The organism is Acidimicrobiia bacterium (genome assembly GCA_041676705.1).
Lineage (GTDB): Bacteria > Actinomycetota > Acidimicrobiia > Acidimicrobiales > SKKL01 > Actinomarinicola.
On sequence record JBAYRL010000003.1, the window covers coordinates 203,526 to 217,259 of the forward strand.

Below are 13,734 nucleotides of genomic sequence, written 5' to 3' on the forward strand. Positions count from 1 at the left end.
GCTAATGATTGATTACCTCAATAGCTCTCATAAATGCTTCTGAATGTTCATGCAGGGTTGAAAAACCAGCGCCCATGGTATTGATGGCCAAGTGGCTGGCACCCGCATTACGCCAAGCTTCCGCCTGTTGTGCCACTTTATCTAGGTTGTCTAGGCCACCCGGTCCGAAACTTACTCGACCTTCCATAGAGACTTCACTTGGATCGCGACCAACCGAAGCAGCACCAATTTGAATCTCGCGCAATGCCGCTTCGAGACGCTCCCCGGGTCGAACTTGTGGAAACCAACCGTCGGCCAAACGACCAATGCGTTGATACGCCACCGAGCTGGAACCGCCTAACCAAATTGGAATTGGCTGTTGCAACGGTCGCGGTGCAATACCAACGCTTTTAAGCTGGTGGAATTCTCCGCTAAAGGTCACGCTTCGTTCGCACCAAAGTTTTCGCATTAGTGCGATTTGTTCTTCTTGGCGGCGACCACGATTACCAAAGGGAACGCCTAGGGCCTCGTATTCAGCCTCGTTCCAGCCTACCCCCACGCCTAGGCGCAGGCGTCCACCACAAAGCAGGTCAACCTCAGCGGCCTGTTTGGCCACCAAAGTTGCTTGACGCTGCGGCAATATAAGGATGCTGGTCACAAGTTCGAGGTTTGTAATAGCCGCCAAGAAACCCATTAGAACCATTGGTTCGTGAAACAGCGAATCTACGTTGTAAGGCATTTTCCACCCGGGATAGGCCTCGGGATCAACCCCAACTACGTGATCAAACAGCGCTAAGTGCGAGTACCCCATCTCTTCAATTGCCACCACAGCCGCCCTGAGCTCGTCTGGGGTGGGTTGCATCTCAAGCTGCGGAAGAATGGCACCAAGTTGCATAGTTTTCACATTCCCCAGAATTCACGTAGCGCCGGTGCTACAACTTCGGGCATTTCGAGCATCCACCAGTGACCCGCGTCGGGCAGATCCAGCACTTTGGCACCGGTGCGTTTCGCCAACGATTGCGTGAATCGAGGTTTGCGAAATGGGTCGTTAGCCGAGCCGATAAGCAGACCTGGCAGATTCCAAGAATCGATACCGGGACCCCATTCTTCCGCAACGTTCACCGCCGAGCGGTAGAGACCCAATATCGCTTGTCCCATGGTCGCGTCAGCGTCTTCGCCCATCCATCGCGCACCTTCGGCAGGTGCACCCATAGTCATAAGACCAGCGGCGCGTTCCTCGGGTGTAGCAGCCAGCCAACTCTCCATAAAGGCCTCCCCTTCACCGGGCGTTTGCCAAATCTTGGCTGTGGCATGCCACTTGAAATCTTGGTTCAAGTCACCGGTGTCGATAACCCATGAAGCAACGTTGGAAGGCTGCGTTGCCAAAATGCCGGTGACCAATAGGGCGCCCCAATCATGCCCCACCAAGTGGACCTCTTCCAAGGGTGCAATCTCGTCCAAAAGCCAGGCACCGTAGTTCTCTTTGTTCGGAGCGAAACCGTCCGGCAAATCGCTACCAAAGCCGGGAAGTCTTAAAGCCACCGCTTCGGCCAGATCAAGCTCGGCGATCAGTGGGTCCCAAATGCGTGCTGTTTCTGGCACCCCATGTACAAAGATGACGGTCATATCTTGATGCTAGCTATCTCCTCGTTGCCGTGACGCCCGTTCTGCGTCGCCAATGAGAACGGTTTGGTTAGGCTGAAGGGCATTTCGTATTGAAAGGACGGTCATGCACGACCACGACCACGATGCCCATGCCGACGCCTTCGACCCGCATAGCTTCGACGACAAAGCGGCCACTTGGGATGACCCTTCCAAAGAACTGCGCGCGGCCAACATTGCCACCGCGATCCGCAGTGCCGTTCCTTTAACAAGTTCAATGGCCATGTTGGAATACGGCGCTGGCACCGGCCTAGTTACCCAACAATTACAGCATGAGGTTGGCGAAATTACCTTGGCTGACACCTCAGCTGGAATGCGCGAGGTGATGAAAAACAAAATGGCCTCTGGGGCTCTGCGCCCGGCCGCCATTTGGGCCGAAGATCTGGGTGAAGAACGCAGCACTACAAGCAAGTTCGACCTGATCGTGACGTCAATGGTGTTGCATCACATCCCGGACACCAACGCCATTTTGTCAAACTTCTATGCCATGTTGAACCCCGGCGGCCATGTCGCCATCGTCGACCTCGACTTAGAAGACGGTTCGTTCCATGGTGAGAATTTTCACGGTCACCATGGTTTTGATCGTGGCGAGATGGCGGAAAAGCTCACCAAAGCGGGCTTCGTTCAGGTCAACGTGGACGACTGCACCAACGACGATGGCGCACGTGAGGGCTTTTCACTCTTCTTAGCCACGGCCCAACGCCAATAGCGAAAGGAAACTAACTCGTAACCGAAACCGCGATGCCCAAGACCCATGGCGCGACCAGCCAGGCTCGTTGGCGCGGGCGCTTTGATCTTGTTATGAGTTTTGTGCGCTATCCGCATCAAACTCATAACAAGATCAGCGATCACCGGTTGCGCGAACGACGGAGGGGCTAACTTGGCACCCAGGGACCGATATTCTCAGTTCCCAAGGCCAACAACGCCGAGGAAAACGCCGCCATGTCTACCCAAACCCCGCCAGCCAATCTCCAAGTAGCCGAGATTTCCGCCCTATTCAGCGACGCTCTTCCAACAGCCCGTATTCTGACCACCGCCATCGACGACTACAGCCACGATGAAGGTTTGGGCCTCACACCTCAAGCACCGGTCGCGGTGTTGCTTCCCGAAACCGTCGAAGAAGTGTCCGCCATTGTGCAGATTTGTGATCGACACAAGCTCGCTCTTACGGCCCGAGGAAGCGGGACCGGCCTATCGGGGGCCGCAATTCCCAACGCTGGCGGGGTGGTCGTCTCGTTCGAGCGGATGAAGTCAATCGAGATTGATATTGAGAACCAAATGGCCGTGGTTGGACCTGGGGTCACCCTGGCCGAACTTGATGAGGTCTTAGCACCATTGCAGCTGGTGTACCCGGTGCAACCTGGTGAGAACAGCTCGTCTCTCGGCGGAAACGTGGCGACCAACGCCGGTGGCATGCGAGCGGTTAAGTATGGCGTAACGCGCCACCAGGTGCTGGGGTTGGAAGTGGTGCTCACCTCGGGCGAAATTATCCGTACCGGTGGCAAGTTCGTAAAAGGGTCGACGGGCTACGACCTTACCCAACTCATAATTGGTTCTGAAGGAACCTTGGCTTTGGTCACCGAAGTAATCATCAAGTTGCACCCTCGGCTGGCTCACGAAGCAACGATATTGGCCCCCTTCCGATCTCTCGACGAGGTTATGCATGCTGTGCCACGTTTGGTGGCTAGTGGCCTTGGTCCCATGATTGTGGAATACATCAACGTTGGGCTGATGGACGCCTTGTCGGAGCGCCATAAGCTGAGCCTGGGCGTTCCCGCCGACGTGAAGGCTCAGACTGAGGCCTATCTGGTGATGGTGATGGAAAATTCGGCGGAGGTGCGACTCGATGAGGACGTTGCGGCTTTGGCGGAAATGACTAGCGGCTTTGGGGCTCTTGATGTTTACGTGTTGCCTAAAGGTGCAGGCGAAGCGTTGATTCGAGCCCGTGAACAGGCGTTTTGGCTTTCCAAAGATACCAACGCTGGCGACTTGGTAGACATTGTGGTTCCGCGCGGGTCGATGCCTGAGTTTTTCGATTTGGTAAGCAAAATTGCGGCTGAAGAGGAGGCCTTCATAACCGGGTGCGGTCACGCTGGCGATGGGAACGTGCACCTTTCGGTCTATCCCAACAATCCTGAGAACATGCCTCGGGTTATGATGCGCCTCTTTGAAACTGGAATGTCCCTTGGTGGAGTGATTTCTGGCGAACATGGATTGGGAACCGCCAAGCGCAAGTATTTCTTAGAGTTGGAAGACCCGGTAAAGATCGCTTTGATGCGCCGGATTAAAGCCGCGTTCGACCCCAATGGAATTTTGAACCCCGACAAGGTGATTTAGCCGCTCAACCAGCGAAAAATACGCTGGCGCGCCGAAGCCAGGCGCCTAGCCGGCCGACAAGATGATCAGCGGATACGCAAGTTCAATTCGGCTCGGATATCGGCAGAAGAGGCCGCCACTAGTACCTTCCGTTCCCCAGGGTCGACTACCCAGTCACCATTGGTGGAATCGAACCGACGCCAAGCAACCTGACTCAACTCAATGGTGGCGGTGACAGTTTCGCCAGCCGGTACCAATACTTTGGCGAAGCCCGCCAGAGTTTTTGGTGGCATTTCCCCGTTGGGATGCGTGATGTACACCTGCACCACCTCGTGACGATCACGATCTGACCCCGCAGTCAGCGCCACACTGATGGCCACGGTACCATCACCGTCGATTTCAGTCGTGGAAAGTGCTGGCTTCGACCAGGTGACGGTGCCATAACCTAGGCCATGTCCGAATGGCCACAGGGGTTCTACACCATTGGCCTCAAAGCCGCGATAACCCATCAACCGGCCTTCGCCATAGCGTTGTTTGCCGTTCAGCGGTCGGTAGTAGGGCCAAGCGGGCGAATCCTCCAACCGGCGTGGATATGTAATGGGCAGACGGCCTGATGGTTCAGCGTCTCCAGCCAGAATTGCGGCCACTGCGGGGCCGGTTTCTTCGCCCGCAAACGGTGCCGTGAAGATAGCGTCAACCTCGTTTGCCCAATCCATTGCTACCGGGCCGCCAGCGTTCACTACTACGACTGTTTTTTTTGCAGCCGCCACCACCTGGCGAATGAGGTCGTCTTGGTCACCGGGCAGTGAAATGGTGGTCCGGTCAACACCTTCGGTTTCCCACTCGTCGTTGGTGCCAACCACCACTACCGCCACATCTGCCTCACGTGCTGCTTCGACGGCTCGTTCAAGATAGGGCGGAGGATTTAGCGGCGCGCCACCTAGGGTGAACACGGCAAAACCGTTGATACCGGAACAGTCGATTCGCACCGGAATAGGCACTCCGGCCTGCGCCTCAACCACCATTTTTTGTTCTTCTGAACCGTGGCCGAAGGTCCAGTCGCCCCGTGGAAGTGCACGTCGGGGGTCATCAACCAACACTTGGTCAGCCACCGTGACATGAGCTTTACCCCCAACAATGGCACCCAGCTCATATGGGCCGTCATGGTCGGGGATTAGCTCACCGCGCAACGTGACCCAAAAGTGACCTTCGCCGACACCCAATGGTGGGTTTCCGAAACTCCGGTAGTTAGTGGAATAGACGACGGTGGTTGAAACAATGGGCGAATCTAGGTCACGACCATTACGATATTCGGCCAACAAGCCAATCTCGCCGTCGGGTGTACGCAGGGCTGAGCCCGTGAAGGGTGGCAAATACTTGTCGATGGTGGCACCCAGTTCGTAGCGCACTGATTCTTCTCCGAAACGCTCCACTACCGCTTCTTTGATCGATTGGTAGGGGTGAGATTCCATAGAAGAACTTCCGCCACCCATGATTCTCGTCGCTTCGGCGTTGGCACCAATTAGCGCCACTTTGGTCGAAGGTTCGAGTGGTAGGAGGTGGCCTTCATTGCGCAGAAGCACCATGGCCTCGGTTGCCGCCTGGCGAGCTAATGCCCGCTCTTTCGGATCGTCAATTGATTCTTGGGGCTTATCAGCACTGCGTTCGCCAGCCCGGGTGCGCTCGATCAGTTTCAACACTTCGCTAACGCGATCGTTAATGTCGGCTTCTTCAACCCGACCATGCTCGAATGCAATCGCTAGATTCTCGCCATAGACGGTACGTGGTCCGGGCATGGCAATGGTGAGCCCAGCATGAACAGCGGGTTCCGTCTCATGCACACCACCCCAGTCCGACACCACGAAACCGTCGAAGCCCCACTCTTTTCGCAACACATCGTGCAGCAACCATCGATTATGAGCACAAAACTCACCATTTAGCTGGTTATAGGCCGACATGATGCCCCAAGCGTTGGCCTCTTTCACCATGGCCTCAAATGGCCGTAGGTACAGTTCACGCAAGGTGGATTCGTCGATGATGGCATCGACGTCCATCCGCTCAATTTCGGTATCGTTGGCCACGAAATGTTTCACCGTGACCGCCACCTCATGAGCTTGAACACCTTTCACAAAGGCCACACCCAGCCTGGCAGTTAACTCAGGATCTTCGGAATATGCTTCGAACACCCGGCCACCAATGGGGGTTCTTTGTAGGTTCACGGTGGGCCCCAGCAACACATGAACGCCTTTGCGGCGCGATTCAAGGCCCAAGAGATCACCGATTTGGCCCAAAAGCTCAACATTCCAGGTAGCGCCAAGGGCAATACCGACCGGCACCACAACGCCTGGCAACAGGTCCGCTCCTTCCGCTTCGCCTCGCACCCCATTTGGCCCGTCGGACATTTTTATGGCCGGAATCGCGGCGTTTTCAATGGCATGTGTCCGCCAGGTTGAAGCACCACCCAAAATGCGACAGCGTTCTTCGATCGATAGCGATTCAGGAATCACAGTTCACCTCTTGGGCTCACAGCTTTGGCTAGTGCATCGTTACGAATGTCTGGCCTCGTTGGGCCGGTCAGCCAAAACTAACATGCGCAACGCGCACCACGGCGCTAACACATGTGATGTATGGCTGCTTACGCACTACTAATTGGCTGCTAACCATTCACTCTGAACGCGGGCACGCCCATCGAAGAAAGCACGCCCATCGAAGAAAGCACGCCCATCGAAAAAAGGCAGTCGCAGGCTGCTAAAGCGCGGCGTGTCGCTTCGAACCTATAAATGTTGTGATCTCTTTAACAATCACGGCGACAAAGAAAAAGGCAACCGCCATCGCTGAGATGGTGGCCCCACCGGCGGTGCCGTGGTAATAGCTGATCAATAGGCCCGAGAACACGGCCAGTGCCCCTAAAACAGCTGCGCCGAGCATAATTAAGGGAACCCGCCGGGCAAAAAGGGTTGCCGTGGCGGGCGGTGCAATAAGGAGTCCGAACACCAACAAGGTGCCAATAGCTTGAAAACTGGCAACAATGCTGAGCGCCAAAAGGGTCAACATGGCGGCCTGGGCGAAACCAGGGTGCATCCCCAAGGTGATGGCTTTTTCACGGTTGAATGTGAGCGCCAAGAACGGCCGATATAGCAACACACTGATCACGATGACCAACGCGGCCGCCATGAACTGGATCGAAATATCAGAGCGCGTTACACCTAAAATATCGCCGAATAGCAGTGCGCTGACATCAGTACTAAACGAACTTGAGCGCGAAATAATAATGACGCCAAGTGACAGCATCCCTACGAATAGCAGCCCGATGCCGGTGTCTTCACGAATCGAAGTGCGCTCAGCTAACAAAGAAATAAGGCCACTCATCACCAACGCCGCTATGGCCGCGCCGAGTAGCGGATTAAAACCCCACAGCACGGCCAGGGCTATACCTGGGATTACACCGTGGGCCAGCGCATCACCTAGGAACGTAAGCCCCCGTAACACAATCCACGTGCCAACGATTGAGGTGGCTAAGACCGCTGCCAGCCCACCAAGTAACGCCCGCTGCATAAAACCCAGTTCGAAAGCTTCGCTGAACCACTGGATGATCATTTAGAACCTAAGGCTTCGGCGATACGAGTTGCATTCGAACGTACCATCTCTAGGTAGCTGGCCGCCTCTGAGCCTTCGGGGCCCAAAGTCTCGCTGTACAGTTCAACCACCGCAGTCCCAGGAAGTTCACTTTGAAGAACCTTGGCGAAGCGATCGGTGGCACCATGATCCACAAATATCACCGAGATCCCTTCTGCTTTCATAACCTGTGCCAATTGGGCAAGATGCTCGGCACCCACACCTTCGGAAGTTCCACCGCCCGGAATGATGGTGTCGACAATCTCAAAATTGTAGCGATCTGCGAAATACCCAAGCACCCCGTGGTTCATTAACAACTTCCGATCGGAAGTCGGAACTGAATCAAGAAGCTGTTGAACCTCGGTATCAAGCGCACCGAGTTGGTCAATATATTCTTGGGCCTGGGCACGACTTTGGTCGTCGAAATGCTGCGGGAAATTATCGGTTAGCTGGGTGAATAGGGCCTCGGCCACCAGGGCCATACGAGCGGGATCCGTGAAAAAGTGCGGATCGATGCCATTCTCGTCGTGCTCGTGACCAAGCTGCGCATCGTCGTCACCGCTTGTGGCGTCATCATGTCCATGGCCTTCCCCGTCATCTTCATGGCCGTGGTCGTTGCGAGAATGGTCGTTGTGAGAATCGTCGTTGTGAGAATGGTCGCGGTAGGCAACCGGACGGGCATATTCGAGGGCCGTAAATATGGGAACCCCACGATCGCTGGCGCTTGAAAACACCTTCAACAAACCTTCCTCAAAACCACCGCCGTTGACCACCAACAGCTCGGCCGTTTCAATGGCTTGAACCTGCCGTGCCGAGGGTTGAAAATCATGAGGTGAAACGCCACGGGGCATAATTGTTTCAACCTTGAACGCCTCACCCACCAAATTATCAACAACGTCACCCAAAACAGCGGTTGTTACAACGATGGTGGCTGGCTTGTTCGTACCCTCGACGTTGGATTCGGTGCTGGAAGGTCTTCCCTGATTCTTCCCGGCAGTACCGCACCCGACCACAAGCAATGCCGTCGATAATAACAATGCCAAGCTGGTGAATCTGCGCATTTGCGCTCTCCGATTTAAGTATAAATGAGAATGATTCCCAGTTTGCCAGCAGCGCTTCGGTTCCACAACCCGAAAGCGCGAGACAGCTGGCCAACCCACCAGAAGAGGGCCTAAGTATTTCGTCTGTCAGTTATCTATAGAGACCCAAATAGTGCGATACTCTAACTAATTTGAATCCTGTTAGCACAACACTTTTGGGGGACTCTGTAATGAGCGAAGCCGTCGTTACCACTAGCCCAGCGCTAGTTGACGAACTTACCACGTGGCTTGAGGAAAATTGGGATCCAGACTTAAGCGTCGGTGAATGGTGGGAACGTTTGGGCATGGCTGGATGGTCGGCACCCATGCTCGCACCCGACAGCTTTGGCCGCGGGCTAACCCGAGGCGATGCCCTCTTGGTAGCAAGCACAATCGCCGAATTTGGTGCCTTAGCCGCACCTACCGGTATGTCTATTGGGCTCTTCTCGCCCACCGTTGCCACCCACGGCACCCGTGAACAAATTGAACGACTAATTCCACCTGCGGTTACGGGCAAAATTGCCTATTGCCAGCTGTTCTCAGAACCTGGCGCAGGCAGCGACTTGGCGGGCCTCACATGTCGAGCCGAACAAGACGGCGAACTATGGCATGTTAACGGTCAAAAGGTCTGGACATCAGGTGGCCAATACGCCGATGCAGGTATGCTGATTGCTCGCACCAACCCAGAGGCACCAAAGCACCAAGGCATAACTTGGTTCGCCATTGACATGCACCAACCAGGCATTGAGATTCGACCCCTCAGGGAAATGACTGGTAACGCCATGTTCAATGAGGTCTTCCTAACTGATGCCACCGTGCCCGACGCCAACCGCATCGGCGCTGTCAACAACGGGTGGGCAGCGACCAACACCACCTTGCTACACGAACGCTCAGGCATGGGTGCTCGAGGCGGAGCAAGCGCCGCCGGGGGCCGCATCGCTCGTGCGGGCACCAAATTTGGTGAACTCGACAAGCGCGCCGGCGATTTCGTAGGTGAACGCAACAAGGTCGTATCCATTCCCGACAAGCCTGAGACTGAAGCCAAAGCGGCTAACATCTCACCCGCCCAGCTCTACATTGACTTGGCTAAAGACTTCGGCCGTATTGATGAGCCAGTCATCCGCCAAAAGCTGGTTCAGTCACACATTCTGGGAACTCTCGCTCGCCTAACTACTGAGCGCCACAAGGCAGTGCGTTCTCAAGGCGGCGACATTCCCGGCGTAGCCAACTTCTCAAAGCTTTTGATGGCCGACATTCTGCGCCACAACCGCGATCTTGGCATGGAACTGCTCGGCGCTCGGGGCATGTTGCATTCGTACGAAGAAGCCGACCGCGAGACCATGAAGGCGCTACCTGGCGGATCAGCAGCTGTAACGACAACCGGCTTGTGTTTAGGTGCTCAGGCGCTGCCAATCTATGGCGGTACTGACCAGATACAACGCAACTTGGTTGGCGAACGTGCACTTGGTCTGCCCAAAGAACCAGGTGACCTTTCCAAGGTTCCTTTCAACCAGCTGCCGAAGAATTCGTAAATGAAACGATAAGCTTGGGTAACTGTGCGCGCGAATGCCATTTGAGCACTTCGCAACCTAAAGTAGCAGCATGGTTACCCAAGCCAACTATGGCTTAATATTTAGAGAAGCGGCCATAGGCGGGCACGTTGGAATGACCAAAAACCGAGTTGGAGTTGCAGGTGGCTAGGCCTTCTAGCCGATCAGGCCCAACTCATCGTGAACAAGTAATCAGTCGTATCTATGAAGCGACTGGTGATTTGATCGAAAAAATCGGTTACGACGATATAAGCATTGCCGATGTAGCCGAAGCGTGCGGCATGTCGCGTACCGCTATGTATAACTATTTTGCCGATAAGACCGATCTACTTATTGGCTACGTGGCCCACGAAACCGAGGGCTATATTTTACGCCTTGACGACGCTTTGCGTCCGGTCGACAATCCGGTGGATCAGCTGCGCACTTACATTCGACTGCAGCTCGAATACTTTTCGGATAACCATTTACCGCCGGGGCCCGAGCTACGGCTTTTGCTGCCAGCTTCGGCTGCCGCCCAGGCTCAAGCACACGTGATGATGCTAGAAGAGCGTCTCACCGCCATCGTGGCCGCTGGTCGCGACCGCCGCTACTTGGTCGCCGACGACATTCCCTCGACGGTAGCCATGATCTCGGCCTGCATCGGCCGAGCGAGTGCCGTTAAAGACGAAACTCCTCTAGACGAACAAATTGCTTCGACCGAGGAGTTCGTTTTGCGAGCCGTTGGCGTTCGCATAGATGCAAACGATCGACCACGTAAATTACCGCGCCGCTAAAACCACTCCCGTTATCATCAGCGGACTTCCGTAGAAACTCGCTGTTACGGATAACCACAGCACGGCTGATTACTTGCCAATAGCAACGATTTCAATGAATTTGTGGTGCATCCCAATTAGAGATGCACCACAGTATTTAAGTTGTTTTTTGTTTGCGGCCTTGGAAGATTCCTAAGCCCACCGCAGCGGCAAGGAATAACGCCACCGCGCCCAATAGCACCGGATTCACACCGCTGCTCTTGTCTTCATCGGCGGCTGCGGCCGTCTCAACCGTTTCTGCAATTGCCTCAACCGATTCTTCGGGTTCAGCCTCTTCGCTATCAGCGAAACTAATACCCACAAATTGGTCTTGGCTGAAGTCTGTAGCACCACCTTCATGGTCACGACGTGTGAAGATCACACATGAATTCGCTTCGCTACAATCAACTTCCTCGCCATCAGTCGGTGTGAAGGTCCGCTCGACTACTAGTGGAGTTGAGAAAGTGCCATCTGCCGCCACGGGTGCAAACCAAACGATGTGTTCACTGTCGTTCTCGGGGTAGCAGCGTGAAGCGCGCCCTTCTTCAGTTCCCAGTTCACCACCGGTCGGGGCTTGGCAGAGCTGCACATACACACCCTGGTCAGGCACATAGCCGCTTCCATTCACCGTGATTGTTTCGCCCGACTCCAAATCAGTGGATTTAGAAAGTGTCAGAGTTGGCGTGGCAGCTGGGCTGGCACCGCCTTCACTGGCAAAGGGTGGCTCGGTTGCGGCGTCAAAGGTGACCGGAATGAAGAGATCCAATGAGAAATCTTCAGCCCCAAAGCGATCACGACGCACATAGACTCCACACGATTCGGGTTCCATGCAATCGATCACACTTCCGTCATCTACCTGATAGGCACCTGTTACCGGCAAATCGATCTCAAATGCGCCGTCAGTTAAAGGTGCCGTTCCGGGAACCGACATGGTGTTGGTAACCCAAATACCCTGACCATCGCAGGGCCCCACACTTTCACGTCCGGCTTCATCACCGAGCTGCTGTGTAGGTGCTCCGCAAAGGCGGATAAACAATCCAACATCATCGGCATAACCACTACCCGTTATATGGAGGTTGTCACCTGCCGCGTTCAGGTCGCCGGTTGGCTGCACATCAACCTGGTTCTGCTGGGCAGCGGCGCTGGTTGCCGTCAAGGCGGCGTAGGGCACTATGGCTGTGAAAGCGACGGCGAAGACCACTAACGCTTTAGTCAGCTGGCCACGCAGATCGCCAATGGAATTTGAAGCAAAGGGCACTAAAAGCTCCTTAGTAGGTGGTTTCACGACGACGGCTCATGCCGAGGAACGCTGCGCCAGCGAGCAAAGCTGCGGTACCGGTCGCGACCATCGGCATGGTGTTGCTACCAGTGCGGGGCAACACGCTATTGGAACCAACGGCGAACGAAATGGGCAGAGTGACTTCGTCGCCCGGCTCGCTGAGAGACACGGCCCAGCTCCGGATTTCGCACTTGTTGGTGCCACATTCCACGCTGCCGACACGACCCTGTACTGGCAATACTACCGAAAGGTCACCAACCTCATTGGCGGTAACTTCTTTGGCTTGCGCGAAATTACAGGCCGAAGAATCGCCCGCTACGCACTGTGCAATCACATAGGCCACACCGGGACGGAAGCCACTACCTTCAACCCGAACCTCGTCACCGCCCACGAACAAACGATCAACTCGGTTTCCGCGCAGCGTTGCTTGTGGGGCCGGTGCCATATCACCATCACCAAAGGTCACGGGTACGAACTTGTCTTGGGTGAAGTCGGTCGCGCCTCCGTTGTGATCACGGCGCGTGAATACACCGCAGGCACCCGGCGCCGAACAATCGAGCTCAGTGCCATCAGCCAGAGTAAAAGACCGTTCAACCACGATAGGCGAGCTGAAAGTGCCGTCGGCGGCCACCGGGGTCATCCAAACGGTGTGCTTGCCGTCTTGGCCCGGATAGCAACGGGTTGACCGACCGTCAGCTTCACCCGAGTTAGCATTTTCCGGAGCGGCACAGAATTGGATGTAAATACCCTGGTCAGGTGCGTATCCAGTTCCGGTAGCGGTGATTGTTTCACCGCCAGCCAACCCGGTTGACTTCGACAGCGTAAGCGTCACGGCACCATCTTCGGCTTCATCTTCATCCTCAAAGACTGGTGGCGTGGAATTGGGGTCAAAGTTGAGTGGAACAAACACCTCGAGCGAGTAATCATCCGCTGACGTGTGGTCACCGCGAATGTATATTCCACAAGCGCCTGCGGTCATGCAGTCGACTACACCGCCGTCCTTGTCCTGGAATGCCCCAGCCACAGGAAGGTTGACGTCAAAAGCACCACTGGTCATAGGCGCTGTGCCGGGCACGGTCATGGCGTTGGTCACCCAAATCCCTTGACCATCACAGGGCCCTACGCTGTTACGACCAGCTTCATCACCAAGCGCTTGGGTGGGTGCTCCACAGAGACGAACGTAGACCCCCGTACCCTCGTCATAGCCACTACCTTTCACGTTGACGGTGGCCCCAGCGGCATCAAGACCACTGGTTGGACTGACGCTAGGTGGATTGGGCGCGGCGTAAGCCGAAGGCGCACCGATTGCCATCGCCGGGAGCAGTGTGGCGGCGCTCAGCATGCCAGCGGCCAACGTCCGCTTCAGCCGCTTACGGCCAGATGCCGACAAGAGATTTGGTAGGGCCATTAAATGCTCCTTGATTGCTTTTCTAATTTTGGTGATTTTGAAATGAGATGGGTGG

Annotated in this window: 11 protein-coding genes; 4 read left to right on the plus strand and 7 right to left on the minus strand. The window is 55.4% G+C overall.

All coding sequences use genetic code 11. The features are described 5' to 3' along the window. Position 1 precedes the first annotated feature (1 nt). Positions 2–874, minus strand: a complete 873-nt coding sequence (locus WC184_06935; GenBank protein MFA7477615.1) for an LLM class F420-dependent oxidoreductase — start codon at positions 872–874, stop codon at positions 2–4. A gap of 5 nt (positions 875–879) precedes the next feature. Further along, entirely contained in the window at positions 880–1,605 is a 726-nt protein-coding gene (locus tag WC184_06940; GenBank protein ID MFA7477616.1) for an alpha/beta fold hydrolase, read from the minus strand. 103 nt (positions 1,606–1,708) lie between these two features. Between WC184_06940 and WC184_06945 the strand changes: the two genes are divergently transcribed. Together WC184_06945 and WC184_06950 are read left to right on the plus strand one after the other, a co-directional pair. Then, the gene (locus tag WC184_06945; GenBank protein MFA7477617.1) at positions 1,709–2,350 is read left to right on the plus strand and encodes a class I SAM-dependent methyltransferase; all 642 of its coding nucleotides are present in this window, start codon (positions 1,709–1,711) and stop codon (positions 2,348–2,350) included. A gap of 233 nt (positions 2,351–2,583) precedes the next feature. Then, positions 2,584–3,978: an FAD-binding oxidoreductase gene (locus WC184_06950; GenBank protein MFA7477618.1), complete on the plus strand. Its 1,395-nt coding sequence runs from the start codon at positions 2,584–2,586 to the stop codon at positions 3,976–3,978. Positions 3,979–4,043: 65 nt separating this feature from the next. Here the strand turns inward: WC184_06950 and WC184_06955 are convergent, their stop codons facing one another. The 3 genes from WC184_06955 to WC184_06965 all read right to left on the minus strand — a co-directional run bounded on the left by WC184_06955 (position 4,044) and on the right by WC184_06965 (position 8,633). Beyond that, positions 4,044–6,464, minus strand: a complete 2,421-nt coding sequence (locus tag WC184_06955; GenBank protein MFA7477619.1) for a glycoside hydrolase family 3 C-terminal domain-containing protein — start codon at positions 6,462–6,464, stop codon at positions 4,044–4,046. Positions 6,465–6,705: 241 nt separating this feature from the next. After that, positions 6,706–7,554 carry a zinc ABC transporter permease AztB gene (gene aztB, locus WC184_06960; protein ID MFA7477620.1) on the minus strand — a complete coding sequence of 283 codons (849 nt, stop codon included), beginning with the start codon at positions 7,552–7,554 and terminating at the stop codon, positions 6,706–6,708. Next, the gene (locus tag WC184_06965; GenBank protein ID MFA7477621.1) at positions 7,551–8,633 is read right to left on the minus strand and encodes a metal ABC transporter substrate-binding protein; all 1,083 of its coding nucleotides are present in this window, start codon (positions 8,631–8,633) and stop codon (positions 7,551–7,553) included. The genes aztB and WC184_06965 overlap by 4 nt, the downstream gene beginning before the upstream one ends. Positions 8,634–8,842: 209 nt before the next feature. Between WC184_06965 and WC184_06970 the strand changes: the two genes are divergently transcribed. Together WC184_06970 and WC184_06975 are read left to right on the plus strand one after the other, a co-directional pair. Next, complete coding sequence (locus WC184_06970; protein MFA7477622.1) at positions 8,843–10,183, plus strand: acyl-CoA dehydrogenase family protein; 1,341 nt, start codon at positions 8,843–8,845, stop codon at positions 10,181–10,183. 161 nt (positions 10,184–10,344) lie between these two features. Then, positions 10,345–10,974 carry a TetR/AcrR family transcriptional regulator gene (locus tag WC184_06975; GenBank protein ID MFA7477623.1) on the plus strand — a complete coding sequence of 210 codons (630 nt, stop codon included), beginning with the start codon at positions 10,345–10,347 and terminating at the stop codon, positions 10,972–10,974. Positions 10,975–11,110: 136 nt separating this feature from the next. Here WC184_06975 and WC184_06980 read toward each other — a convergent pair whose 3' ends face one another. Continuing rightward, complete coding sequence (locus tag WC184_06980; protein ID MFA7477624.1) at positions 11,111–12,250, minus strand: neocarzinostatin apoprotein domain-containing protein; 1,140 nt, start codon at positions 12,248–12,250, stop codon at positions 11,111–11,113. Positions 12,251–12,260: 10 nt separating this feature from the next. Further along, entirely contained in the window at positions 12,261–13,679 is a 1,419-nt protein-coding gene (locus tag WC184_06985; protein ID MFA7477625.1) for a neocarzinostatin apoprotein domain-containing protein, read from the minus strand. Positions 13,680–13,734: the final 55 nt, after the last annotated feature.

Bases quoted from the DNA above. Each gene is read 5' to 3' on its own strand.
- WC184_06940 (MFA7477616.1), bottom strand. From the start codon at position 1,605: ATGACCGTCATCTTTGTACATGGGGTGCCAGAAACAGCACGCATTTGG.
- WC184_06935 (MFA7477615.1), bottom strand. From the start codon at position 874: ATGCAACTTGGTGCCATTCTTCCGCAGCTTGAGATGCAACCCACCCCA.
- WC184_06950 (MFA7477618.1), top strand. From the start codon at position 2,584: ATGTCTACCCAAACCCCGCCAGCCAATCTCCAAGTAGCCGAGATTTCC.
- aztB (MFA7477620.1), bottom strand. From the start codon at position 7,554: ATGATCATCCAGTGGTTCAGCGAAGCTTTCGAACTGGGTTTTATGCAG.
- WC184_06970 (MFA7477622.1), top strand. From the start codon at position 8,843: ATGAGCGAAGCCGTCGTTACCACTAGCCCAGCGCTAGTTGACGAACTT.
- WC184_06965 (MFA7477621.1), bottom strand. From the start codon at position 8,633: ATGCGCAGATTCACCAGCTTGGCATTGTTATTATCGACGGCATTGCTT.
- WC184_06945 (MFA7477617.1), top strand. From the start codon at position 1,709: ATGCACGACCACGACCACGATGCCCATGCCGACGCCTTCGACCCGCAT.
- WC184_06985 (MFA7477625.1), bottom strand. From the start codon at position 13,679: ATGGCCCTACCAAATCTCTTGTCGGCATCTGGCCGTAAGCGGCTGAAG.